The sequence below is a fragment of the Parablastomonas sp. CN1-191 genome, from assembly GCF_049354825.1.
In the GTDB taxonomy this organism is placed as follows: Bacteria; Pseudomonadota; Alphaproteobacteria; order Sphingomonadales; family Sphingomonadaceae; genus Novosphingobium.
Genome location: NZ_CP186480.1, coordinates 1,652,530 through 1,676,701 on the forward strand (window position 1 = coordinate 1,652,530; position 24,172 = coordinate 1,676,701).

Below are 24,172 nucleotides of genomic sequence, written 5' to 3' on the forward strand. Positions count from 1 at the left end.
TCGACCTGTTTTTTCGATTTCACGGAGCTTAAAAATGAAGAAATATCTGATCGCGGTCGTGTTGACGATCGCCACCCCCGCCGTGGCGCACGCCCAGGCGGCTTCTGCCCCTGCTGCCAAAATGGATTGCTGCGAGAAAATGAAAGCGGCCGGCAAGGACTGCTGCGCGGACATGGCTGGAATGCACCATTCGAAGATGGACCATTCCAAGATGGGCAATGGCGCGCAGCCGGCCCCTCAGCCCAGCCCGAGCCCGACTGATCGGCACTAAGCGCTGACCAAGGACGGCGTCGCCTTAATCGGCGACGCCGCTCCCCTTGGCTATGATTGGCTGACCTTTGGCCAAGTAAGGATAAACATGACCAATTCACTCGCTCTGCAGAGGCGCGCCTTCTTGCGCGCAGCTGCCGTTGGAGGCGCTGGCGCCGCGGCACTTAGCGCGCTGCCCGCTTGGGCCCAGCCTGTATCCGCCGGCATTGTGCGACCGCTCCCCACGCTGAGCGGGCCCGACGTAGCGCTCTCCATCGGCAAGGTCGCGCTGCGTGTGGATGGCAAGGTCAGCCGAGCGATCGGCATCAACGGCACTGTCCCGGGGCCACTGATCCGGCTCAAAGAAGGCCAGCGCGTTCGCCTGCGCGTTACAAATACGCTCACCGAGGACAGCTCGATTCATTGGCACGGACTACTCGTGCCGTTTGCGATGGACGGTGTCCCGGGCGTGAGTTTCCCCGGCATCATGCCGGGCAAGACATTCGACTATGACTTTCGGGTCATTCAGTCGGGCACATACTGGTACCACAGCCACTCGGCCTATCAGGAAGAGGACGGCGTTTATGGGCCGATCGTAATCGATCCCGCCCGACCCGATCCCATCGCATATGACCGCGAGCACGTGATGGTCCTGTCAGACCACAGCTCGATGACCGGCGCGACCATCTTCAAGAAACTGAAACAGATGGGCGGCGGCTACTTCAACATGCAGCGGCTCACGCTCTCCGGTCAACTTGCGGGGCGCGATATACCCGCCAAGGAACGCCGCGAATGGGCCAGGATGCGAATGGACCCCACCGACATCGCCGATGTCACTGGCTCGGCCTACGATTACACGATCAACGGGCATGGGCCGTTCGACAACTGGACGGCGCTGGTACAGCCCGGTGAGCGGGTGCGGTTGCGGATCATCAATGCCTCCGCCCAGACCAACTTCAACGTTCGCATCCCTGGCTTGCCTATGACGATTGTCCAGGCGGATGGCCAGAATGTGAAGCCCGTTACGGTTGACGAGTTCCAGATCGGCGTGGCCGAGACGTTCGATGTGATCGTCACGCCCGGCGACCGCGCGTACAGCTTTGTCAGCGAGTCGATCGATCGCTCCGGCATGGGACGCGCTACCCTCGCGCCCCGCGAAGGCATGTTCGCACCAGTGCCGCCGCTTCGTCCGCGCCCTTTGCTCAGCATGAAGGACATGGGCATGGGCGACATGAGCGGAATGGAAGGGATGGATCATTCGGGCATGGCCACCATGGCGGGCCCGAGCACCCCCAACCCGGCGGTCGTGCGCGGCATAGACCCCTCTGCCGAGCAGAATGCCTCTCGGAACCTCTGGAAAATGACCGGATGGAAAGAGCCAACCGATCACGGGACAGTCAAGGCTGCTGTAGCGGCGGCTACCGGCGCTGAGATGAGCGGGATGCCGCAAGGTTCGATGGCGGGAATGGACCACGGGTCTATGGCGGGGGTGGATAATAGCTCGATGACCGGGATGACGGGCTCGACTCCGGCGCCCGCAGCAAGTGGGGCGGCGATGCCCGGTATGAGCCATAGCTCGCCTGGTGCCACGCCTGCCGGGAGCGGCTCAGGGGGCAGCATGGACCACGGGTCGATGAACATGCGCGATTTCAAAAACGCGCCGCAGGTCGACAACAACCCAGGCGTGCAGACAATCTCACCAATGCCGACCGATCGTACCGGCGAGCCGCCGCAAGGACTTGAGGGCATGGATCACCGCGTCCTGACCTATCGCGACCTACAGGCTCTCAAACCCAACACTGATGTCCGTGCGCCTTCGCGCCAGCTCGCAATTCACCTTACGGGCAACATGGAACGCTACATGTGGTCGTTCGACGGCGTAAAGTTGAGTGAACCGGCAGAGCCGATCCCGTTTCGACTGAATGAACGGGTGCGGGTCACGCTGATCAACGACACGATGATGCCGCACCCGATACACTTGCACGGTCACTTCTTCGAGTTGGTGACCGGACATGGCGCCTTTGCGCCACGCAAGCACACGGTGAACGTGCCGCCCGGAGGCACCGTGACGTTCGACGTAACCGCAAATGCGGCCGGTGACTGGGCCTTCCACTGTCATAACCTTTATCACATGACGGCAGGGATGATGCGTGTCGTCACCGTTCGCCCGTCGGCCGGAGACGTATCATGAGCAAGCATTGTCTCGCGCTGCTCGCGGGAGTGGCAGCGCTGGCGCTCACCTCGGCAGCTTCTGCTCAGGACCACAGCATGATGCCGGGGATGAGCATGCCGGGCATGAAGATGCCGCCCGCCAAGAAGGCTGTGACGAGGAAGCCGCCTGCAAAAAGACCCGTGCCCAAGACACCCGCCCCGGGCGTGAAGCCGACGCCGAAAAAACCGGCAGCAAAGAAACCGGTGGCTCGAAAGCCTGCGGTGAGAAAGCCCGCCGCCGGCGCAGCCACGGCGACCAAGACCGCTAATCCGCACGCCGGTCATAACATGTCGTCGATGCCTGGGATGGAAATGCCGGCAGGGCACCAGATGCCCGCGGGGCAAATGCCCCCTGACCATGACATGTCGACAATGCCACGCGCCGGTATGCCGGCCGGGCACGACATGAGCTCAATGCCTGGTATGGATATGCCCGCTGGGCACGACATGAGCACGATGGGAGACGCAGTGCCGACCGGCACTGATCTGCCTGCCGGCAGTACACCGCCGCCACCCATACCGACGGACCGCGCAGCAGACTCTGTTTACGGCCCCGACGCGATGCAGATGGGCCGTCATCACCTCGATACATTCCATGGCGGTCAAAAGTTCAGCCAAGTCATGTTCAACATCGCCGAGGCCCAGGTCAAAAAGGGTCGAGATGGGTTCCAATGGGATGCCGAGGCCTGGTATGGCGGCGACATCAACCGCTTGTGGCTTAAAAGCGAAGGCGATGGCGAGTTTGGGCGCGCGATCGAAAAGGCCGAGATCCAGGCCCTCTATAGCCACGCGATCGGCCCTTACTTCAATCTGCAGGGCGGTGTTCGCTACGACTTCAAGCCCAACCCGTCGCGCACTTACGCGACAGTAGCGATCGAGGGCCTAGCCCCGAGCTTTTTCGACGTCGAAGGCGCGCTGTTCGTGTCGAACAAGGGCGAACTGATGGCGCGCGCGGAAGGCTATTACGACCAGCGGATTACACAAAGGCTGATCCTGCAGCCGCGGGTTGAACTCAACTTCGCGGCGCAGAATTCACCCGAACTGGGAGTGGGCGCGGGCCTTATCGACGCCGAGGTGGGCCTGCGACTGCGCTATGACATTCGCCGCGAGTTCGCTCCGTATGTCGGGGTCCAGTACCGGCGATCATTCGGCAACACCCGCGATTATCAGCGCGCGGCCGGTGAAGACACTGGGGTCTTGAGCGCGGTCGCTGGCATTCGTTTTTGGTTTTGACGGGAGAGAGGGCATGAAGATCAGACTAGCAATGTTGGCCGCGGCCATCGCGGTGCAGCCGGTTGGGGCGGCGGCGCACGCGCCGGGTCCGCCGAAAGTTGCCGCGCCCACGCCTGGCAACGTGCGCGATCGCGAACTCTCCGCCGTGCGTGATGTCCTCGCTCGAAATCAAGCTGCGATCGAGCGCCTCGATGCATCCGGGACCGGGGTCCTGTTTGCGCCCGACTCGGCGATTTTCGAAACCGGAGGCAGCGAGGGCACTTATGCGAACTACCTGGCGCACCACCTCACCCCAGAACTCGCCGAGTTCAAGAGTTTCAAGTTCTCCAACTACGCAGTCGATGTCCGGTTCGAAGGCCCGCTCGCGCTTGCAAGCGAGACCTACAAGTACCGCATCGTAACCAAAGAAGGTGCGGTCGCAGAGCGCCTCGGAGTCGCGACCAGCGTCCTAAAAAAGATCGGCGGAGCATGGAAAATCCTGGTCAGCCATAACTCTGGCCGCAAGCCGACGGGAGGTTAAGATGAACGCAATAGTTGGCAACCAATTGACGAAAGCGATCTGGGTCGGTTTCGCCCTTCTGATCGCAGGGTTGATGATCGCCCCGTCACCTGCAGCAGCGCATAAGGACCACAAGCGGCAAGAGGCCGCGGCGCAACCTGCTTCTGCGTCCACTTCGAGCGGTCCCGCCGCGAGTGCCAGCGCTATGGAATCCCCGGCAGAGGCTGGTCATACGGCAATGGCTCCCATGATGGACGACATGGATATGGATCGCTCCAAGATGTCGTTTCTCGAGCGCTTGATCGCGTGGTTCGGGCGGATGCACCCGGCCATAGTCCACTTCCCAATTGCGTTCTTCCCGGCCGCGCTTTTCACCGCAGTGGTTGGACGTCGGCGCCCTTCCTTCGCCGCACCAGTCCAGTTCCTCGTGGTCACCGGCGGGATCGTTGCCCCAATCGCCGCGCTCGCGGGTTGGGTTGCGGGCATGAGCGCAGATCCCGAACCGATCTTGACCTATCATCGGTGGTTGGGGGTCGGGGTCGGCATACTGGGCGCGGGAATGGGATACTGGGCATGGCGGCGACCCTGGGAAGACCGCGGCGCAGGAATGATCCTCGCGCTCACTGTCATCACCGTCGCAGTCATCCTCCAGGGATTTCTGGGTGCGTCGATTACCCACGGCATGGAACACATGATGTTTTGACAGGAGTGAATCATGGAAAGCCACGAAAAGCATGAAGGCATGATCCCAGCCCAGATGGGCGGTCACTACAAGATGTTCGCGCTCAACCTCGCGATAAGTCTGCTCGTCATGTACCTGGCGATGTTCGCCATGATCTGGAGCATGGGCGAATTTGTCCAGAATCTGAACTTCTTCTACATGGCGCTGGTCATGTGGGCTCCGATGGCGATCGTCATGGTTCTGACGATGAAATCGATGCTGATGAACGCGCGGCTCAATATGATTCTCTGCGCCGGTTTCGCGCTCGTGCTCGTACTGAGTTTCGCTGGGATCCGCGACCAGAGCTTCGTCAACGACCGGGCCTTTCTCAAATCGATGCTTCCGCACCACTCAGGCGCGCTGACGATGTGCAATCGTGCCTCGATCAGCGATCCGGAAATCAAGGAATTGTGCTTCGGGCCGAACGGCATCGTGCGTAGCCAGGAACGCGAGATCGAACAGATGAAGCGGATTCTCAAACGCCTTTGATCTTTGGGAATCTTGGACCGGGAACACGCCAGGAAGGAAATGATTATGACCCATATGCCGACCACCGAAGTGCGCGCGTGCATCGACGCTTGCCACGCTTGCGCGACCGTCTGCCTGTCCGACGCCATCCAGCATTGCCTCGCGATGGGAGGCAAGCACACCGAGCCCGCGCACTTCAAGCTCATGCTCGATTGCGTGGACATCTGCCGGACCGCGGCCAGCTTCATGGCGCGCGGATCGGATCACCATGCACATATCTGCCGCGAATGCGCCGAGATCTGCCGCGCGTGCGCTGAAAGCTGCGAAGCGCTCGGCGACATGCGAGAATGCGTCGATGCCTGCCGTAAGTGCGCCGACAGCTGCGACAGGATGGCGGGCTAGACGGTGCCTGGCACCAACTCGCGGCGACAGTTCGTGGTCGGCTTCGCCGGTCTCGTTGCGCTATCGTCGGCAAGTTGCAGCCGGTCCGCTGACAACGACCCGATGAAGGGTGCCGCAGCCGGCCCGGCCGGGCAGTATCGGCCGCTGAAAGTCGCGGCGATGACCGTCTACCGTGACCCAGGCTGCGGCTGCTGTGAGCAGTGGGCCAAGCGCGCGCAAGACGCGGGCTTCACGGTCGCGGTGATCGACAACGACGACATGCCGGCGATCAAGCGCAAGCTTGGCGTGCCCGCCGCGCTTGGGTCATGCCACACCGCGGTGGTGGGCCAGTACGTCCTGGAAGGGCACGTTCCCTTCGACAGCGTCCTACGCTTACTGCGTGCCCGTCCGGCAGATCTTGCTGGACTGGCAGTACCAGGCATGCCCCGGGGCTCGCCAGGCATGGAAATGCCCGATGGTTCGTCTGATCCAATTGAAGTGCAGGCGTTTGACCACGCTGGACGAATATGGGCCTTTGCGAACAAATCGGCCTGATACCGAGTGGAGTTGTAGCTTTCTTGAGAAGTATTTTTGAACAAGCCGATGGAGAATGGAAATGAAGACACTTTCAATTGGGGTGGCACTGGCGAGCCTGGCGCTCGCCAGTTGTGGGTCGAGCAGCGAGCAGGCTGTTCCGGAGCCGTCCGCCACGCCGGACGCCTCTATGCAGATGAGCGGTCCGTTCGCGGATGCTGAAAGTCGCATGAGCGATGCGATGGCGGCAGCCGTCGGCACGAATGTCAGCGACACCTGGGTGCGAAAAATGATCCAGCATCATCGCGGCGCGGTGGACATGTCCAAGGTCGTTCTGGAACAAAACCCTTCGGCGGATGCTGCCAAAATGGCTCGCGACACCATCGCGAAGCAGACCGCTGAGATCGCAGATCTTCAAAAGCTAATCGCGGAAGGGACACCTGATGCCGCCACGTCGGAACCTTACCGCGCTGCCGAGAAACAGATGCATGACGCAATGATGTCCGCAAGTGGTGCCGACATTTCCGAAACGTATCTTCGAAAGATGTTTGAGCATCACAAGGGCGCGGTCGCGATATCTGACGTTGCGCTCGCGAACGGGGCGGCCGGCGCCATCCGCGCCAAAATTGAGAAGGTCCGCGCTGACCAGCAGAGCGAGTCTAAGATGGTTGAGGCCGTGCTTAATGGCGAGCCAATGGCGGATGCCAAAGCGTCGTCAGCTGCGTCTTCGGCAAAGCAGGCGTCAACACCCGCGGTAAAGCCTACCGCAGCGCCGGCCAGAACTGCGCCGAAGCCTGCGTCGAGCAAGGCCGCCGCACCAGCTGCCTCGCCAACCCCGATGGCAAGCGACATGCCAATGAACCATGACATGAGCAAAATGCACTGATGAGATGAAAAGGCGCGGCACAGAAGCCGCCGCGCCCTTTCACAACCTTTCAGAGCTTAGATGTTGCCCTGGTGACTGCGAGGGGCGAGCTGGAACCCGACTTCTGGCGTTACGTTAATCACGGTCCGCCTAACTCCACCATGGTAACGTCAGCATCGCGCCTCAATCTCGGCCATTCGCGCCCTCACTGCCGGTACCCAGGAGCGGTCGTTGACTCACGATGAGCTGATGACAGCTAGGCGCCAGCCCGGACGTTTATTGCAGCATCTGTGATACCGAAAACCAGACGTTCATTCAGCTGCCCAGCTAGTGCCGTCCGGTTGCCATACTGCAAAGCTACGGCGCGTGACCGCGCCGGGCGCCGCCGAAACGGCCAAGACGCACCTCCAAGGGCTACGTGATTCCGATTCCGTCTGCCGGCCGAATAGGGCGGATTATAATCGTTCCGGATGTGTTGAGGCCGTTCTCACCCTTGCGGTTGGTCCAGTACTCGCCGCGGAGCTCGCCGTTCGATGTGATTTCGACAAGTCCCGCTCCCGAATGCGTTCGTGTGTCGGTCGGCTCCACCGGCATTTGGTCGACCTGCGTATAAACGTAGCTGAGCTTCGGCCTCTTAGGCTTTGCCCAGCTCGGCCGCACATAATCGGTCGTGCTGCACTTCTCGGTGTCGTCAGGTACGATCTCGATCTCGATTTCGAACAGGCCAACCTTGATCGTGACATCGGCGCCGGTGACCTTCTCATCGGCGTCGGTAATTGACTCGGTCAGGGCGTCGAAGGGCGGCGCCTTTCCCTTGGCAGCCTCATAGAGGCGCTCGACCTTCGGCCAGTTCGAGCGGATCTCGGCCCGCCACTTCCCTTCTATCCACGGAAACCACCAGATGCGCCCCAATGTCGCCCAATGGACGAAGCGCAAGGCCGGGGTCCAATTGAGGAGTAGGCTGAGGCAGGTCAGGAAGGTGATGATCCGGCTCGACCACTTAAGAACGTCGGCGGGCGATCGAACCATGTCGAAACCGATTAGGACCGCGACGGGCCCGAGAACGAAGATGACCAAGATGGTCAGCATGACTGAGCGATTCAGCGCAAGGATCATGAGGCTCCCGCCCTTCCGGCCGCTGCCCTGACGAAATTACCGCGCAGGTATGCCATTTCCCTGCCCTCGCGAAACACTGCGATCCCAAAATCGCGGCTGGCGACGCCCGTGGCAAGGACCCCTGGAAGTGCCGAGCCAAACAGAGCGGCCAAGTACCGCCCCCCGAAACGCTTCGAGCGATCAATGGGCGCGCTGGGCACGATTGGGGGCGAGAAGTATTGCGCAAGGTGTATTAGGTGCAGATTCGGGCCCAGCACGTGAAAGCCGTCATGATGCTCGTGTGCCGGGTTTGAGATTTTCGCGAGCCTGTCCGCAACGTCGGCAGCGTCCCCGGGGTCACTGAAGGGGCGTAATGGAAGGATTGGCAGGCTATCAGGCCGTTCGCTGACAATTAGGCCTGTTCCGGAGAAGTCGAGGCCGGCGCGTGCATCGACATCCATGAGAAGCTTAAACAAAGCATCGGTCACTTCGAATTCCGTTAGGCTCATACTGAGTTGAGTGAAGCGCGTTGCTGGAAAGCGCAACCCTTGGCTTGGAAGTCGGTTCTCACCTCCGCTCCGCGACTGCTGCCCTCGATCTCGATCGCCGGGAAATGCAGGCTACTATTGAACGCGGAGCAAGCGGTGCGCGGGCCTGAGCACCGCAGGCGAGCTGACACTATGCCGGGTCAACCGCTAGGTCCGCGTGGACCGGGGCGAGCAAATGCGCCGATGTTCCGTCGTGAACGACGACGGTCAGGCCACCCGGCGGCGGAAGCTGCCCGACGATGATGAACAGGAAGCCCGCAAGACGGTGCCGGGATAGGCGGACCCGACTTGCCATCGTGGCGTGATCACGGCCGGAAGCCGTAGGAGAGCGTTCGGGATGCGTGTGCCAGTCTCCGACATAGTGCAGGTCGCGTCTGAACAGGGCGTCGATCTCGGCCTGCTCGCTCCGACGGTCCGGCCCGAAGAAGGTGCGCCCGCGCTTGTCCTCCGGCCTCGGGCCGGTCGCCTCGCTCACAATCATGCGAAGCCCGTCGATCCGGGCGAAGAGCTGGCCGCCAGCCTCGCGATGCCAGAAGCGAAGCTGGCGGTGCCGGTCAAAATGGTCGAGGACGTCGGCCTCGAACTGGATCACCTCGCCCGAGGCGCCGACGGGATAAAACAGCATCAGCGATCGCTCTTGCCGCAGGTGGGGCAGACGGGATTATGCCGCCAGACGCGCTCGACCAGCGTCGCCGAGGGCCGGTTCTGCGTGGCCGCTCGCCAGTTCTCGGTCCAAGCGCCGCCTGCCCGGAAAATCGCCGCCTCGCGTCCGCTGACGACCCGGTAGGTGCCACCGTCTGCGCGGCCGAGCAGGCGGTCGAGGGCCAGGTCGGCCGCGATGCTGGCGATCGCGTTGATTTGCGGTGCACCGTAGGGTTGGAAATAGTTGCCGCAGGCCGCCTCGCGCTGGAGCGTGGGAGCGGCAAATTCCACCGCCCGAAACAGCGCCTCCCCGGACGGCGAGAGGCCGCAGGCGAAACAGCCGCCGGTCCTGCCGATGAGGACCGCGTGGCCCGCAGCCGCGTGCGGCTCGGCCCATGCATAGAGGATCGTCGCGAGGTGCCCTGTTTCGAGCTGACGGGCATTGAGTTCGGCTTCGTGTGACCAGCTTCCGATGGTCGAAACCACCAGATCCGCCTGCCCGAAGATTTCGGGCCGCTCGACCGCGAGCTTCTGCCAGCCGGAAGGATGGCCGGTGGCGCGCGAATGGGGAAAGTCACGCTGGAGCCACTGGGCCAACGCCGTCGCCTTGTTCAGCCCGTTCTGACTCGCGCCGAGCGCGTGACGGCTCGTGTTTTCCAGCTCCATGCGGTCAGGATCGATGAGGTCGATTTCGGCGACGCCGGCCTGTGCCAGCAAACGCGCAATCGGCGACCCGAGCGAGCCACAGCCGACCATCACCACGCGCGAGGTGCGGAGGGTTGTGAGATCGGCATTGCCGTCACGTCCGTGAATCCACCAAGGGTCTGCGCGCCCGACGCGATGGCGCGCGAGGAGGCCGTGGCGCGCCTGCTCCAGAACGACGGCAGGCGGCGCCTTTCCCTTGCGAAACCCTTTGGTCCCTTTCGGCCCGCCGCGGCCGTGCCGCTTGCGGGGCTTGATCGTCACCGCCGCGAAGCACGGTCCGTTGTCGGCCTCGGCGCCGAGCAGGATGACCCAATCCTGCTGTTCGTGCCCGAGGAAGGCGTCCAACGTGGCAGATGCGGGCTCGCCGAGCCGCGCGGCCAAAGTACGCACGTCATCGGGTGTGTTCGGATAGTCGGAAGTAAGCAGCGGCTGGTCGAACCACAGGAGCAGCGCGGACGCGCATTCCGCATCACGCTGCAAGCCCTTGCCAGCACGGTTGGTGAGCCAGGCATTCAACGCCGCGCGATCCTCCGCGACGAAATAACCTGCTTTGGAACGCCACAGCCTGACCCGGCGCGTATCACCGCATGGATCGACCAGGCTGCGGATCAGGTCGCCTTTCGCGGTGGGGTTCCAATAAGAAAGGAACTCGCTCTGGAACTCCGCGCGATTGGTGCCCGCCATGCCTCGCTCGAGAATTTCGACGGCTCCGCCGAGCACAGCCTTCACGATGCCGATCGGCTGGCTGTGGTCGAGCTCGTCGCTATCCTCGACGATGCAGAGCCGTCCGTCCTCCTCGACATGCGGATAGCTCGGAAAGGCGGGCGGCTGGGTTAGCGCGACACTCGGTCGGCTGCGCGGAAAGCGAGCGTCAAAAACGAGGTCAAGTGTAGTCGGCTGGTCGAGTATGGCGACATTCAACCGCCATCCGCATCGTGCGCCCTTTGCCTTATAGCGTCGCAGCTCGTCTTCGGTAAGCGGGCGAGCGCCCGCGTTGGCCGCCAGCCACTTTCCGACCCTAGTTTCAGTGTCCGCTTGAGCCGCGCCAGGCGCCTCAGCCATAGCGGCTGTCGCCGCCCTTTTTGACGGCCTCGCGGGCCTCGGGCTGGTCGGCAAAATCCTTGAGGATGCCGGACTGGAGTATGGTCGGCGCGCCGATCGACGCTTCGATCACTACGAGATCTTCATCGTAGGGAAGGTAGCCGCCCAAGGCCGTCCGAAGATGCTCGATCACAGTGCCGGATTCGTTGGCCGCCAGCGCTGCGTCGATTCGTGTCGTCAAAGCGTGTGCCTTGGCGATGAAATCCGCGCGGCATTCGCCCGTCCAGCCCTCGTCGAGATATTGGTCAAAGACGACGGGGTTTGGAATGCGGCGTTCCAGCAATTCGGGGAGCCGCCTTGCCACCATCTGAAGCGCAAGATCGTCGCGATTCTCGGCGATTGCGGCCGTCGCCTCGTCGTATGCGGCCACGACACAGGCCATCAGCGCGATCGAGCTGAGTCGGCAGGCGGTCCAATTATGGTCTCGCCACCCTTTGAGATAGCGGCAGAGGCGCCGAAGCTGCTGCCCGTGCGCGTCGATCGCTCCCTGAAACCAGTCCTCGAGCTTGCGCGGGTCGGAGGGCTTCCAGCCTTCGCGGCGGTGCGCGAGCATGATCTGATCGCTCGGCAGACGCGGATAGATATGCTCGGCGAAGGAGATGTTCTCGTCGCGCATCCTCGTGTCGAATTGCATCGACGCTTCGGCTTTTTCGATCAGAACCTCGAACTCTTCGTCAGGAATGGCGTATAGCGCGAGATCGACATGCGCGTCGTCGTTGATCTCGACGCGCACGCAGGAAGGCTTGTCGGTGATGAGCGTCCATCCGTTGCGATTGCACAAGGGGCCGAGGATGCGCTCGACCGCGGTGAAGTAGCCGGCGCTCGCGACGATGGGATGGGCACCGCCGTTCTGACTCAGGAACGACACCGGCAGGAATACGCCGTCGTCGAGGTCGATCTCCTGCGGCGGGTTATGAGTGGCGCGGTTGAGCGTGTGGTAGGACCAGCTCCCTTGCATCCGGAACTTCGGCCGGAGCGCCAGGTCACTGTCGGTGAGGTAAGCCGAAGCGAGGGCACGCGCTTCAAACAATTGCCCGCGATCGACATGGTCGCTCCAATCGCGCAGACCTAAACGAATCTGGTCCCGGATTTCATCTCGGGCGACCTGGAGCGCTTCCTTTTCCTTCGTGTCGACCGTCAGCCCACCCAGATAGCTGTCGTGATCGCCCGAGCTAAACAACGTCCTGTGAGCGTTTGCCCCCATGGTCATCACTCCTTGATTCGGCGCCTCGTGCCATCTTTGGACGAACATAGGCGCTCTCGGAGGTAGAACAAGGGGCGAACAGAACTTATCCCGTTGGGGGTAGCGCAAACCAGCCGCGACCACCCAGATCATAGCTGGTGCCAGCGGTCGCGCGTCGTCCCAGACGCATATCGCTCACCGGGATCGACTGGATTTTGCATCCTTGAGCGCAAAGCGGACCGTCGGTTTTCGGCCCACTTCCTGCCCTTCGGCTGGCATCGTAAGTGACGTCTGCATTTGGGCCGCTAGGCGACAGGCAGGTTCTGGCGAGCGCTGATGAATAGCAGCCATTGCGCGGTTCCATGCACGCCAGTGTCGATCCATTCCCGGTCATCCAGCGGCGCCTGATCCTTCCAGAAAGCGGACGCTCGTTCATTGCGGCTGGCGAGACAGACGATGGCTGGTCCATTGCTCGCGGCGACGCTGGTCTGTTAGGTTCGGGGCATGGCAACGCAGCAACGCACAGTCGATTACCTACTCGAACAGGCGACGGGCGCCGGCGCGGTGTCGACCAAGCCGATATTCGGCGAGTACGGCGTCTACGTCGATGGCAAGATGATCGGCTCGATCTGCGACGATCAGCTCTACGTGAAGCCGACGGAATCCGGTCGCCTCCATGCCGATCCGGTATCGGAAGCGCCGCCCTATCCAGGAGCTAAGCCGCACCTGCTAATCGAGGCCGATCGCTGGGACGATGCCGAGTGGTTAGGTGACCTGCTGCGCGTCACAGCGGCAGAGCTGCCTATCGCCAAACCCCGAAAGCCGAAGCGAAGCACGTAGGCGCCCGCTCGGTATGATTATCCTACAAGGCTTGTGAGCGTCTAACTGCCGTTGAAGATCGCTCCTGGAAAGACCGCACTCGGCCATTCAGACAGCCCATCTCGCTTCCCACCTAGAGATCACCGAGTCCGCGACGCTGGTCGATCCGGCGCGTGCGATCGCCGCGCGCCAGAGTATTGCTGATCGCGGCATCGAGCTGTCGATTGACGACTACGGCACCGGTCAGTCAACGCTAGGCTATTTGAAGCGGCTGCCCGCGCGCGCGATCAAAATCGATAAAGAGCGTCATCCTCGGGCTGGAGACCAACGCGAGCGACCAGGTCATGGTGTGTTCGACGATCGATCTCGCTCACGAGCTCGGTTAAACGGTCGTGGCCGAGGGTATCGAGATCGACGCGATACTGACCGGGTTGCGGACGATTGGATGCGGTACGGGCCAAGGCTGGCACATCGGGAAGCCGGTGCCGGCCGAAACCTTGCCGCGTCGTTCGTCAACAAGCGGGCTGCGGCCTGACAATGCCGGTCCGGGATGTCCGATCTCCTAGCGCTGCAAAACCCGACGACCCGCCGCCAGATCGGCGCGACAAGATCGCGCGGCGTCGGTACTAGCGGTGCGAAAAAGCGTTCGGCATCTTCGTTTCACCAGCCAGTTGCCGATAATGTCGTGCAAGAAAGCTTGATCGCCAAGTGAGTGCCGGCATGATCAAATATCGAGGACCAGCCGGGCCGATTGAGAACCCGAGCAGCACACCATTATGCGGTCGTTGGCCGCCTGCTCGTCGGGAGTCAGCACCGAATCGCGATGATCGGGCACGCCCTCCAGCACCTTGCACTCGCAGGTGCCGCAGATGCCTTCGCTGCACGAATAGGCAATGTCGATGTCGGCCTTGATTAGGGCGTCGAGGATGCTTTGGCCATGTTCGATCCGAAGCTCGATGCCCGATTGGACGCAGACGACGCTGTAGCCGCCTTCCAGCGCCGCTTCTTCCTTGGCGGCGAAATATTCGACATGGACATGGTCGCGGGGGCGCCCGAGCTCGGTTGCGGCGGTCTCGAAAGCCTGGAGCATCGGATTGGGACCGCAGCAATAAAAGTGCGCGTCCCCGAGCGTGCCCGCGATTACCTGCTTCAGGTCGAGCATGCGCCCGCCGGGCTCCTGATCGAAATTGAAGTGTACGCGTCCGGGTTTTGAGGCCTCCAGCGCTTCCAGCCGCTCACGAAACGCGCACATGCTGCGCTGACGGCAGCTGTACCACAGCTCCCACGACCGCTGCAGGCGTTGGAGCCGCTGGATCATGCAGTACATCGGGGTGATGCCGATGCCGCCGGCGATCAGCACGACGTGGCCCGCGTCCTCGACCAGCGGGAAGTGATTGCGCGGGGCGGAGAGCGTGATGCGGTCGCCGGGCTTCACCGTATCATGGATGAGCGTCGATCCGCCGCGACTGTTAGGATCGCGATTGATCGCGACGACGTAGCGGTCGCGATCCTCCTGCGCGTTGCACAGCGAATAGCTGCGCGACATGCCGTTGGCGAGCTGCACGTCGATATGCGCTCCCGCGGTGAACGGCGGTAGCGGGCCGCCATCGGCCCGGCGGAACTCCCAGGAGCTGATCCCGTCGGCCTGGCGTTCGACGGCCGCGACCACTGCGTCGATATCTTCGATCTTGGCATTCATCACGGCCGCACCCAACGCAGCTGCGCGTTGCAGAATTCGCGCAAGCCGAAATGCGAGAGTTCGCGACCATAGCCGCTCTGCTTCACGCCGCCGATCGGCACGCGCGGATCGGAAGCCGACATGCCGTTGACGAAGACCGCGCCGGCTTCGATGCGCGGAGCCAGCCGGGCGGCCGCCTCGACATCGGCCGTCCACAGCGCCGCCGACAGGCCAAAGACGCTGTCGTTGGCGATGCGCACCGCGTCCTCGGCGCCGGCAGCGGACATGATCGCGGCGACGGGCCCGAACGTTTCCTCGGCGCAGACCGGCATGTCCGTGGTCACCCCGACGAGGACGGTGGGCGGGTAATATGTTCCCGGGCCGTCCGGGATCTCACCGCCGAGCAGCACGCGGGCGCCCATCGCGACGCTGCGGCGGACCTGATCGTCCAGCTCGGCGCGGGCGCGCACCCTCGCCATCGGGCCCATAACCGTCGCCGGATCGAGCGGATCGCCGCGGCGAATTGCGCGCGCCGCCTCGACGAACCGCGCGACAAACGCGTCCATGATCGGCGCGGCGACGATAATCCGTTTCGCGGCGATGCACACCTGACCGCAATTCTGGAAGCGCGCCTCGACCGCCGCGGCGACCGCGCGGTCGAGATCGGCGTCGGCGAGCACGATGAATGGATCGGATCCGCCTAGTTCGAGCAGCGACTTCTTGACGTGGCGCCCGGCCTCGCCCGCAAGCGACGCGCCGGCAGTCACGCCGGCGGTGACCGTAACGCCGACGATGCGCGGGTCGGCCAAGAGGCCGGCGATCAGCGCGCGGTCGGCATGGACGACGCCGAACAGTCCCGGCGGGAAGTCCGCCGCTTCGAAGCATTCGGCCAGCGCCCAGGCGCTGCCCTGAACATTGTCCGCATGCTTGAGCAGGAAGCCGTTGCCCGCGCACACGATGGGCACGGCGGCACGCAGCACCTGCCAGAGCGGGAAGTTCCACGGCATCACGGCGAGTACCACGCCGAGCGGAAGATAGCTGACCACGGCCTTGCCATCGCCGTCGACATCGGGTGTTTCATCGGCGAGCAGATCGGCCAGATTGTCGGCATACCAACGCGCCAGCCGGGCGCATTTGTCGACCTCCGCGCCCGCCGCCCTGATGGGCTTGCCCATTTCGAGCGTGATCAGCCGGGCCAGTGCCTCGCGACGCAGCGCCAGCACGTCGGCAAGGCGGCGGAAGGCGTCGGCCCGCACCTCCACGCTGGTTGTGCGCCAGCCGGCGAAGGCGGCGCTCGCCGCCGCCACGGTCCGCTCGATCGCGGGTCCGTCGAGGACGGGGTGGCATGCGATTTCCTCGCCGGTGGCGGGATTGATGGAAATGGCCTCGGTTCGCATCGGGGGTGAATCCTGAGCTTTTCAGTAGACGCTGGGAGCAGGCGGAGGCGCCGCCTGCTCGGACGCGCCGCGAAACCGCGCGGCCAGCGCCTCGGCTCCACGTGCGAGCAGGGTCACATCGGTGCCCACCGCGACGAAACCGGCGCCGAGCGCGAGATAGCGGCGCGCCGCCTGCTCGTCGGCGATCAGTATGCCCGCGGGCTTGCCCGCGGCCCGTACCGCGGCGATGCCGGCTTCGACAGCCGCCTGCACGTCGGGATGCAGGGGATCACCGAGATGGCCGAGATCGGCGGCGAGGTCCGACGGCCCGATGAAGACGCCGTCAACGCCCGCGACGCGCGCGATTGCATCGATTCCGGCAAGCGCCGCCCGACTCTCGACCTGGACGAGCAGGCAGATTTCATCGGCCGCGCGGTGCAGATAGTCGGAGGTTCGGTTCCAGCGGCTAGCGCGGCCGATCGCCGAACCGACACCGCGCACGCCATCAGGCGGATAGCGGGTGGCGCGAACCATCGCGTCGGCGGCCGCCGCACTTTCGATCATCGGCACCAACAGCGTCCGCGCGCCCAGATCGAGATATTGCTTTACCAAGACCGCATCGCCCACCGGCAGCCGGACCACCGGTTCGACCGGAAAGGCGGCCGCTGCCTGCAATTGCGCCAGCACCGATCGCAGGTCGTTGGGGGCGTGCTCGCCATCGATCAGTAGCCAGTCGAAACCGGCGCCGGCGCAGATTTCGCAGCAATAAGGGGAGGCGAGAGCTTGCCACAGCCCGATCTGGGCGCGGCCTTCCGCGATCGCCTTCTTGAAGGGATTATCCATGACCGCCCGATCCCGACCCGGTTTCAAAGGAAGTGGCAGGAGACGCGGCCGAAGCTGCCGAAATCTCCCACAATCCGACTCCCCTGCGCCTCGACAGGGCGGATGAACGAGCCCGACAGAACGATCTGGCCGGCCTCGACGCGATTTCCATGCGCCGCCAGCCGCTCGACAAGCCAGCCGAGCGAGACTAGCGGGTCGCCGAGCACGCCGGCACCGAGCCCGGTCTCCTCTACCTCACCGTCGCGGGACACGACTGCGCCGACAAAGCGAAGATCCAGATCGCTGAGATCGCGCACCGGATCGCCCAGGACGATGCCGCCGTTGGCCGCGTTGTCCGCAATGGTATCGCAGACGGTGCGGGGCCGGCAGGTATGCGGACTCCGGCGGGTGATGCGCGTGTCGAGAATCTCGAGCGCGGGGGCGACGTAATCGGTCGCGGCGAGGATCGTCTCGGCCGAAGCGCGGGCGGGATCGATCGTCTCCTTCATGACGAACGCGATCTCCGCCTCGACCCGCGGCTCGATGAACCGCCCGGCCGGAATCTCGGCGCCATTCGCGAATGCCATGCTGCCCAGCAGCACGCCCGAATCGGGAATCTCGATCGCGAGCGCGGCCTGCATCGCCTTGGAGGTGAGGCCGATCTTCCAGCCGATAATCGGGTCGCCGGCCGCCTGCTTTGTACGCACCCAAGCTGCCTGAATGGCATAGGCATCGTCCATAGTCATGCCGGGATAGGTGTCGCTGAGCAGTGGGATCTGGCTCCGGTCCCTCTCGGCCGTCGCCAGCGCGCCTGCCGCGTCCGCGATCGCCGCTTCGTCGAGCGTGACACCGCCGAAATCGTGGATACGGCGCGCCTGGGCCATCAGCCCGCGACCACGGTGCGATTGGTGGCGAAGCCTTCCTCCGCACCCAGCAGCGCCGGCGGTTCCTTCAGGCTTTCCTGCCACAGCAGCGATTCCATCGCGATGTTGAGCGGCTGATCCTGGATCGTGAGTTCATAGACCGGCTCGTCATAGCTGGCATGGTTGTGGATCGCCCAGCCGGGCGCCGACAGCATCAGATCGCCGGCCTTCCACTCATAGGTCTTGCCCTCGACGGTCGAGCGGCCCGAGCCAGAGAAATAATAGTTCACCGCCGCCGACGAATGGCGGTGCGGACGATCGACAATCTTGGGCGGGCGCACGGTCATCGTCGCGAAGAAGTTCGGCGTCGTGCCGTTAGTGCGGCCGGTCATCGGATTGTAGAGGAGATAGAGGCGGCGGCCGATATAGTCCTTGCCCAGCGCCTCCAGCTTGTCGAGATGCTCCTTCACCTGCGCCCAGGGCCAATAGAGCGCCGGGCTGGTGATCGAGGGCGGGTTGATCAGCCGCTCATATGGCATCAGCCAGGCGCCGTCCTCGGTAAGCTGGAAGGTGCCATAAGGGCTGGTACGGCGGCTGTCCTCGGCCTCGCCCGCGCTGTCCTCCTCGCGGTCGATCGACTTGAGCAAGGGCTGCGGGTTTTCCTCGACGACATGGATGTTGAGCATGTCGAGTAGCGCGCCATTCGAATAGGTAAGCCGTGCATAGATTTCATCGCCGGTGTTCTTGTGGCGATAGATCCGCATCGACGGCGTGTTCCACACGTCGTGCAGCGCGGTGGTGCGGCGCTGGCCGCTGATCTCGGTCTCGCCGCTGCCGCGGATGACGAAGTTCACCTGGGTCGAATTCTGGCGGAAGGTGGCGGTCTCTTCCCCCGGCAGCAGCACGTCCAGCGCCACCTCGATGCCCGGCGCCAGCCCGTTCGAGCGGCGATTCATCGGATGGCGGAAATAGGAACGGCGGCGGCCGTTCGCCGGCGTGGGAAGCGCGGCGAGGCGCTGGATCTCGGCATCGATCGTCTCCTTGGAGATGACGACCGGTTCCCAGGGCGCGTCCTTGGCCGGGATCGGGCCGGTGGCGTCGACGAAAACGCAGCTGCTCATGGCGTAAGGGTCCTTCTACTGGTCCAGCGTCAGGCGCGGCGCCTGGCGGGTGATCGAGGGGATGGGGCGGCCGAGTCCGGCATCGCGGACGCGGCGGAAGATCTCTATGCCCAGCGACAGGTCCGAAATGCCCATGCCCATCGCCTTGAAGATGGTGAGATCGGCGTCGGCGGGTCGGCGAGCGTCGCGCGCGATCAGCGCGGACAGCGGCTGTAGCCGGACCCACTGTGCCTCGTCGTCGCCAAAGGCGGTCATGAACTCCTGGCTGAGCCTGCGTACCTGGGGCACGCTGTCGGCGCCGGTCATGGTAGCCCGCTCAAGCAGTGCGGGTTCGAACTCCACCCGCTCGGGCGTGATCGCTCCGACGGCGTTCAGGTGCACGCCCCGCGCCAGCATGTCGCGCGTAAGCACCGGCGCGCGCGCGCGGGTGACCAGGGTGACGATGTCGGCCGCGTCGAGCGCCTCGTCCAGCGTATGGGTGGCGATCGCCTCGATCCCGAGCTTCTGCTCGACCTTCTCGGCAAGCGCCTCGCGGTTCGCGGCGGTGGGGCTCCACACCGTCACCCGATCGAGCCGGCGGACCGCGGCCACCGCCGCGATCTGGGCGATGCTCTGCTTGCCTGCGCCGATCATGGCGAGGCGCGACGCGTCGGGCCGTGCCATCACGTCCGTTCCGACGCCGCTGATTCCGCCGGTGCGCATCTGGCCGAGCGCGAATGCCTCGATCAGCGCGACGATCGCACCGGTGCCGGCATCGAGCAGCACCAGGAGCGGCATCGCGCCGCCTGCCGTGTGCGCCCAGGTCTTCGTGCCGACGATGTTCCAGCCCTCGAACACCGCGCCGATCGCATGCAGGGTGGAGCCGTTCCCCCAGGTCGCGTGTGTCTTCACCATGTTGGTCGCGCGGCCTGCGGCCTCCTCGCGAAGTCCGGCGCGCAGCGCGTCGATCGCCTCGGGCAACGCCATCACCGAAACGACCTCGGCCTCGGAAATCCAGATCCCCTGGGTCACGCGCCCGTCCCCTCGAAGATCGAGGGCACCGGCGGCGCCAGTTCCAGTCCGTTCACGATCATCGCGTGGGTAATGTACCGGCCGACCAGGAACATCACGGCGATCGCCTGGTCGGGCCCGATCGCGTCGATCACCGCATCGAGTTCGGCCGCGACACCCTTGCCCCGGCGCTCAACCATGGCGATCACCAGCCGCTGCACGGCACGCTCCGCGTCGGACAGCGCCACGGCATCGTCCGGCGAGACCCGTTCGACCGCGGCGATCCAATCGTCACCGAAGCCGAGCTTCTTCGACAGCCGCTCGTGCTGGTGAAGCTCGTAACGATTGCCCATCAAGGTGGCGACGGTCAGCGCGCCGGTCTCGGTCAGCCGATCGGGCAGCGCCTTCTTCAGCGCCTCGGTCATTTCCATGAACGGGGCCAAAACATCGGGCTGCGCGCCGGCGCATTGGAAGAACTCTCCCAGATAGCCGAGCCGCTCCATCCGGGCGCGGAGCACGTCCTGGACGCGCGGTGCCAAGGCATCGAATTTCAGGCGTGCGATACGATCGCTCACGGCCGCGCGGTCTCCCTGGTTGGTCGGAGTCGCACCTTCCACCGCATGGAACTTCGACGGAAATACATTATAGGACCGATCGTCATACCATAAGGATATCACGGTGGATTTGCGCCAGATGCGCTATGCGATCGCGGTCGCCGAGGAGCTGAACTTCACGCGCGCGGCGCAGCGATGCAATGTGTCCCAGCCGCCGCTCAGCCGCGCGATCCGCGAGCTGGAAGATGAGATCGGCGCGCGGCTGTTCGAGCGTGACAAGCATCATGTCGCGCTCACCCTGGCGGGCGCGGTGTTCATCGCCGACGCGCGCAAGGCGCTGGAGATGATCGACGGCGGATCGGAGCGCGCCCGCCGCACCGCACAGGGGCTGAGCGGCACGCTGGCTGTCGGCTTCGGCGGATCGACCGTCTATGCGCTGGTGCCGACACTGATGCGCCTTTTCCGCGAGACCACCCCCGAGGTGGAGATCGTATTCCACGCCATGTCGGTGCTCCACCAGATCGAGGCGCTGCGTTCGGGCGAGATCGATGTCGGCATCGTCCGGCTCCCGATCTTCGACGAACTGATCGAGACGCGGTTCGTGCACAGCGAGCCGCTCATCGTCGCGCTGCCGATCGGCCACCCGCTGCTCGCGCATAGTGGGGCTGTCGAGATCGAGGCGCTACAGGCGAGCCGGTTCGTCGCCTATCAGCCGACGCGCGGCTACAATGTCCATGCCGACCTGCACGCGCTCTGCCTGCTGGCCGGATTCGACCCGACGATCGCGCACGAGGCCCCTACGACCGAAGCGGTGATCGGCATCGTCGCGTGCGGGGAGGGCGTGGCGATCGTCCCGGCCTCGGCCGAACGGTTGCGGATGCGGGGGGTGGCCTTTCGCACGCTACAGCCGCCGGTGCGGGCGCCGCACCTGGCCGACGTCCGCTTCGGCCTTGCGTGGCGACGGAAAAAGGCGAGCGCGACGACGATGCAGTTCGTCGAAATGGTAACCGCCGCGCTTCCCGCCATGGGGACGCGCGGCGGCCATGATGCCTAAGGGCGGCCTTTCGGTGTAGCGCCGCCGCCCTGCCGGGGACCATTCGAGATGCACTCCGGAAGCACCGTCAGAAGTTGACGCGGAGCGTTGCTTTTACCTCGCGCGGCTTTTCGAGGATGCCGTCGGTGCCGCTCGTGCTGACGCGCAGGGATTGGTAGACGACCGCGTTGGCGATGTTGGTCACCGCCACGCTGAAGCGGAAGCTGTCGTCGGTAGGCGTGAACGACACCTCGCCGTTAAACAGCGAATACGGCTTCTGCGAAAAGTTGTTGGTGAAATCGTAATAGATCCGGTCACTGTGATAGAAGTTCAGCCGCGCGCCGAAACGGCCCGGCTGATATTCGTGCGACCAGTCGGCCGCGAGATTGATCGCCGTTCGCGGCGCCTGGACGATGCGGTTGCCCGACACGTCGACGATCACCGCGGTATTGCCGTTGCTGTTGGCATTGGGGGTGAACCCCTGGGCGAAGAGGAATTTCTGATATTCGCCGTGGAGGTAGGAGAACTTGCCGGTCAGGTTAAGATCGCGTGTCGGCATCACAGTGAGTTCGAGTTCGCCGCCATAGATCTGGGCATTCGCCGCGTTCTGTAGGAGCACGAGGTTGGTAATCGGATCGCGGGCGCTGACCTGAAGGTCTTTATAGTCGTAGTGGAAGACCGACAGGTTGGTGCGCAGCCAGCGCGCCGGATCCGCCTTGATGCCGCCCTCGATCGAGGTGAGGTTTTCCGGCCGGGTGGGCACGGGCGAGGTGCCGACGCCGTTGTACACCCCGCTTTTGAAGCCGGTGCCGTAGTTTACATAGATGTTGGCGCGGGGATCGAACTGCCAGCGCAACGCACCGCGATAGGTGAATTTTTCGAAGCGGGTGCGCTGCTGCGGGAACAGGGGAACGCCGTTCGACGCCTGCTCGAACTTGCGTACTTCGGTCGTGTAACGCCCGCCCGCGGTGAGGAACAATGTGCTGGTGAGCGCATAGGTGCCCTCCACGAAGCCGGCGAGCGACGAGACGCGCACGTCGGGCGACGTGGTGGTGGTCGTCAGCGTGGGTAGCGTCGGCGGCGGCACCCGCGACGGTGTCGTGGTCGGCACAACGCCGTCGAGATGGCTGGTGTAGAAATAGGCGCCGGCCAGCCATTGCAGCGGACCGGAATTGCGCGACAGGACGCGGGCTTCCTGGCTGAAGCTGCGCTGGCGCGTGTTCACCTGGCCGAGGCCGAGGTTGATATTGGACGAATCGCGGTCCTGCTGCTGGTAGATCTCGCCATTCTGATAGGAGGTGGCTGTCTCGATCCCGACCGGGCCGAGATCGAAGCGCGATTGCAGCGTGATGCCGAACCGCTCCATGTTGAGCTCGGGCGCGTAATTGTAGGCCGCCTGCCACGGGCCGGTCGGCAGGATCACGCCCGGATAGGAGCGGGCGACCGTGTTGTTCTGGTAGATCTGGTTGACGTTGGAGCCGCCGTCGCGCTTGGCGTAATCGCCCGTGAGCACGAACTGCGCGCTGTCGCTCGGGCGGAACAGCAGCTTGCTGCGCAGCGAGAAATAGGTGTCCTCGCCGTAACCCCGGTCGCCGCTCACCAGATCGGTGACATAATCGTCGGTCCGCTTGTAGAGGCCGGCAAAGTCGATCGCGAACTTGTCGGAAAGGCCGCCGGTCACATAGCCGCGCAGATCATAATCGCCTGCACCGCGCAGCACGCCCGCCATGGCCGCGACATGGCCGTGGAAGTCGAAGCTGGGATCGGGCGTGATGATGTTGATAAGGCCACCGGTGGCATTGCGGCCGAACAGCGTGCCCTGAGGTCCGCGGAGCACCTCGACGCGCTGGATTTCGACCAGGTCGAGGTTGGTGGTCCATGGATCGGGCTGGTAAACGCCGTCGATATAGGTGGCGATACTCGACTCATCGCCGACCACACCGCCGCTGCCGACGCCGCGAATGACGGGTTGGTTCACGCCGGCGTTGCGGCTTCCGACCAGGCCAGGGACGACCTGGGTGAGCTGGCGGGTGTCGAGCACGCCGCTCGCCTGGAGCGCCTCGCCCGAAACCGCGGTGACCGTGACCGGAATCTTCTGGAGACGTTCTTCGCGGCGAGTCGCGGTCACCACGATGTCGGCGATGCCGCCCTCATTCGTTTGAGCGGCAGCGGCGGGCGCGGCCGGATCCCCGGTTTCGGTGGCCGAGGTGGCGGGGCTTGCCGATGGATCGGCAACGGGTGGCACCGTTTGCGCCATCGCGGGCATGCTGATCGACCCGCACAGGACCGCGACGGACATCAACGCCTTCATATCACCTCCCAACGATATTTTCTCACTATTGTGAACATGTCCATATATACAGAAAACGGACGTGTCCATAAAGAAAGAGAGGCGATTTCTTGGAATGCCGCTGGAACTGGTCCTATGCCGAGGGCTGCCTGTCGCCCCCAAGTGTCGTTGAGGAGCTAGGCTGAACCTTG

At 63.9% G+C, this 24,172-nt stretch carries 25 protein-coding genes; 12 read left to right on the plus strand and 13 right to left on the minus strand.

Annotation, left to right across the window (positions count from 1 at the left end):
* Window positions 1–34 precede the first annotated feature (34 nt).
* The 9 genes from ACOYW6_RS08170 to ACOYW6_RS08210 all read left to right on the plus strand — a co-directional run bounded on the left by ACOYW6_RS08170 (window position 35) and on the right by ACOYW6_RS08210 (window position 7,182).
* Window positions 35–271, plus strand: coding sequence for a hypothetical protein (locus ACOYW6_RS08170; protein ID WP_423140837.1), 237 nt, complete (start codon window positions 35–37; stop codon window positions 269–271).
* Between the two features lie 87 nt (window positions 272–358).
* Window positions 359–2,440, plus strand: coding sequence for a copper resistance system multicopper oxidase (locus tag ACOYW6_RS08175; protein ID WP_423140838.1), 2,082 nt, complete (start codon window positions 359–361; stop codon window positions 2,438–2,440).
* The gene (locus tag ACOYW6_RS08180) at window positions 2,437–3,693 is read left to right on the plus strand and encodes a copper resistance protein B (RefSeq protein WP_423140839.1); all 1,257 of its coding nucleotides are present in this window, start codon (window positions 2,437–2,439) and stop codon (window positions 3,691–3,693) included. The genes ACOYW6_RS08175 and ACOYW6_RS08180 overlap by 4 nt, the downstream gene beginning before the upstream one ends.
* Window positions 3,694–3,706: 13 nt before the next feature.
* Window positions 3,707–4,213 (plus strand): YybH family protein, encoded by a 507-nt coding sequence (locus tag ACOYW6_RS08185; RefSeq protein ID WP_423140840.1) that lies wholly within the window; start codon window positions 3,707–3,709, stop codon window positions 4,211–4,213.
* 1 nt (window position 4,214) lies between these two features.
* Window positions 4,215–4,895 carry a DUF2231 domain-containing protein gene (locus ACOYW6_RS08190; RefSeq protein WP_423140841.1) on the plus strand — a complete coding sequence of 227 codons (681 nt, stop codon included), beginning with the start codon at window positions 4,215–4,217 and terminating at the stop codon, window positions 4,893–4,895.
* Between the two features lie 12 nt (window positions 4,896–4,907).
* A complete protein-coding gene (locus tag ACOYW6_RS08195) occupies window positions 4,908–5,402 on the plus strand; it encodes a DUF305 domain-containing protein (protein WP_423140842.1) in 495 nt (164 codons plus the stop codon).
* Window positions 5,403–5,456: 54 nt separating this feature from the next.
* The gene (locus ACOYW6_RS08200) at window positions 5,457–5,783 is read left to right on the plus strand and encodes a four-helix bundle copper-binding protein (RefSeq protein ID WP_423140843.1); all 327 of its coding nucleotides are present in this window, start codon (window positions 5,457–5,459) and stop codon (window positions 5,781–5,783) included.
* 33 nt (window positions 5,784–5,816) lie between these two features.
* A complete protein-coding gene (locus ACOYW6_RS08205) occupies window positions 5,817–6,317 on the plus strand; it encodes a DUF411 domain-containing protein (protein WP_423140844.1) in 501 nt (166 codons plus the stop codon).
* A gap of 55 nt (window positions 6,318–6,372) precedes the next feature.
* Window positions 6,373–7,182 carry a DUF305 domain-containing protein gene (locus ACOYW6_RS08210; protein ID WP_423140845.1) on the plus strand — a complete coding sequence of 270 codons (810 nt, stop codon included), beginning with the start codon at window positions 6,373–6,375 and terminating at the stop codon, window positions 7,180–7,182.
* A 393-nt stretch (window positions 7,183–7,575) separates the two neighbouring features.
* Here ACOYW6_RS08210 and ACOYW6_RS08215 read toward each other — a convergent pair whose 3' ends face one another.
* The 5 genes from ACOYW6_RS08215 to ACOYW6_RS08235 form a co-directional block, all read right to left on the minus strand.
* A complete protein-coding gene (locus ACOYW6_RS08215; protein WP_423140846.1) occupies window positions 7,576–8,277 on the minus strand; it encodes a hypothetical protein in 702 nt (233 codons plus the stop codon).
* Entirely contained in the window at window positions 8,274–8,765 is a 492-nt protein-coding gene (locus ACOYW6_RS08220; protein WP_423140847.1) for a hypothetical protein, read from the minus strand. The genes ACOYW6_RS08215 and ACOYW6_RS08220 overlap by 4 nt, the downstream gene beginning before the upstream one ends.
* Window positions 8,766–8,934: 169 nt before the next feature.
* A complete protein-coding gene (locus ACOYW6_RS08225) occupies window positions 8,935–9,429 on the minus strand; it encodes a Mov34/MPN/PAD-1 family protein (RefSeq protein ID WP_423140848.1) in 495 nt (164 codons plus the stop codon).
* Window positions 9,429–11,213 carry a ThiF family adenylyltransferase gene (locus tag ACOYW6_RS08230; protein WP_423140849.1) on the minus strand — a complete coding sequence of 595 codons (1,785 nt, stop codon included), beginning with the start codon at window positions 11,211–11,213 and terminating at the stop codon, window positions 9,429–9,431. Before ACOYW6_RS08230 ends, ACOYW6_RS08225 begins: the two co-directional genes overlap by 1 nt.
* A complete protein-coding gene (locus ACOYW6_RS08235; RefSeq protein ID WP_423140850.1) occupies window positions 11,206–12,462 on the minus strand; it encodes a CBASS cGAMP synthase in 1,257 nt (418 codons plus the stop codon). The genes ACOYW6_RS08230 and ACOYW6_RS08235 overlap by 8 nt, the downstream gene beginning before the upstream one ends.
* Window positions 12,463–12,939: 477 nt before the next feature.
* Here ACOYW6_RS08235 and ACOYW6_RS08240 point away from each other — a divergent pair, with 477 nt between their 5' ends.
* Both ACOYW6_RS08240 and ACOYW6_RS08245 read left to right on the plus strand, forming a co-directional pair.
* On the plus strand, window positions 12,940–13,275 hold the full coding sequence (locus ACOYW6_RS08240) for a TfoX/Sxy family protein (protein WP_423140851.1): 336 nt from the start codon (window positions 12,940–12,942) through the stop codon (window positions 13,273–13,275).
* A 157-nt stretch (window positions 13,276–13,432) separates the two neighbouring features.
* The gene (locus ACOYW6_RS08245; RefSeq protein WP_423143091.1) at window positions 13,433–13,789 is read left to right on the plus strand and encodes an EAL domain-containing protein; all 357 of its coding nucleotides are present in this window, start codon (window positions 13,433–13,435) and stop codon (window positions 13,787–13,789) included.
* Between the two features lie 189 nt (window positions 13,790–13,978).
* On the opposite strand, the gene ACOYW6_RS08250 is transcribed toward ACOYW6_RS08245, so the two are convergent.
* Genes ACOYW6_RS08250 through ACOYW6_RS08280 form a run of 7 tightly spaced genes read right to left on the minus strand, consistent with a single transcriptional unit; the run spans window position 13,979 to window position 20,679 of the window.
* Entirely contained in the window at window positions 13,979–14,953 is a 975-nt protein-coding gene (locus ACOYW6_RS08250) for a PDR/VanB family oxidoreductase (protein ID WP_423140852.1), read from the minus strand.
* A complete protein-coding gene (locus tag ACOYW6_RS08255; RefSeq protein WP_423140853.1) occupies window positions 14,953–16,329 on the minus strand; it encodes an NAD-dependent succinate-semialdehyde dehydrogenase in 1,377 nt (458 codons plus the stop codon). The genes ACOYW6_RS08250 and ACOYW6_RS08255 overlap by 1 nt, the downstream gene beginning before the upstream one ends.
* 21 nt (window positions 16,330–16,350) lie before the next feature.
* On the minus strand, window positions 16,351–17,151 hold the full coding sequence (gene hpaI / locus ACOYW6_RS08260; RefSeq protein WP_423140854.1) for a 4-hydroxy-2-oxoheptanedioate aldolase: 801 nt from the start codon (window positions 17,149–17,151) through the stop codon (window positions 16,351–16,353).
* Window positions 17,152–17,174: 23 nt separating this feature from the next.
* Window positions 17,175–18,014: a 2-oxo-hepta-3-ene-1,7-dioic acid hydratase gene (locus tag ACOYW6_RS08265; RefSeq protein ID WP_423140855.1), complete on the minus strand. Its 840-nt coding sequence runs from the start codon at window positions 18,012–18,014 to the stop codon at window positions 17,175–17,177.
* A complete protein-coding gene (locus tag ACOYW6_RS08270; protein WP_423140856.1) occupies window positions 18,014–19,114 on the minus strand; it encodes a cupin domain-containing protein in 1,101 nt (366 codons plus the stop codon). Before ACOYW6_RS08270 ends, ACOYW6_RS08265 begins: the two co-directional genes overlap by 1 nt.
* A 15-nt stretch (window positions 19,115–19,129) precedes the next feature.
* Window positions 19,130–20,125 (minus strand): ornithine cyclodeaminase family protein, encoded by a 996-nt coding sequence (locus ACOYW6_RS08275; RefSeq protein ID WP_423140857.1) that lies wholly within the window; start codon window positions 20,123–20,125, stop codon window positions 19,130–19,132.
* Window positions 20,122–20,679, minus strand: coding sequence for a carboxymuconolactone decarboxylase family protein (locus tag ACOYW6_RS08280; protein ID WP_423140858.1), 558 nt, complete (start codon window positions 20,677–20,679; stop codon window positions 20,122–20,124). The genes ACOYW6_RS08275 and ACOYW6_RS08280 overlap by 4 nt, the downstream gene beginning before the upstream one ends.
* Before the next feature lie 103 nt (window positions 20,680–20,782).
* Between ACOYW6_RS08280 and ACOYW6_RS08285 the strand changes: the two genes are divergently transcribed.
* A complete protein-coding gene (locus ACOYW6_RS08285; RefSeq protein WP_423140859.1) occupies window positions 20,783–21,712 on the plus strand; it encodes a LysR substrate-binding domain-containing protein in 930 nt (309 codons plus the stop codon).
* A 67-nt stretch (window positions 21,713–21,779) separates the two neighbouring features.
* Here ACOYW6_RS08285 and ACOYW6_RS08290 read toward each other — a convergent pair whose 3' ends face one another.
* Window positions 21,780–24,143, minus strand: a complete 2,364-nt coding sequence (locus ACOYW6_RS08290) for a TonB-dependent receptor (RefSeq protein WP_423140860.1) — start codon at window positions 24,141–24,143, stop codon at window positions 21,780–21,782.
* Window positions 24,144–24,172 lie beyond the last annotated feature (29 nt).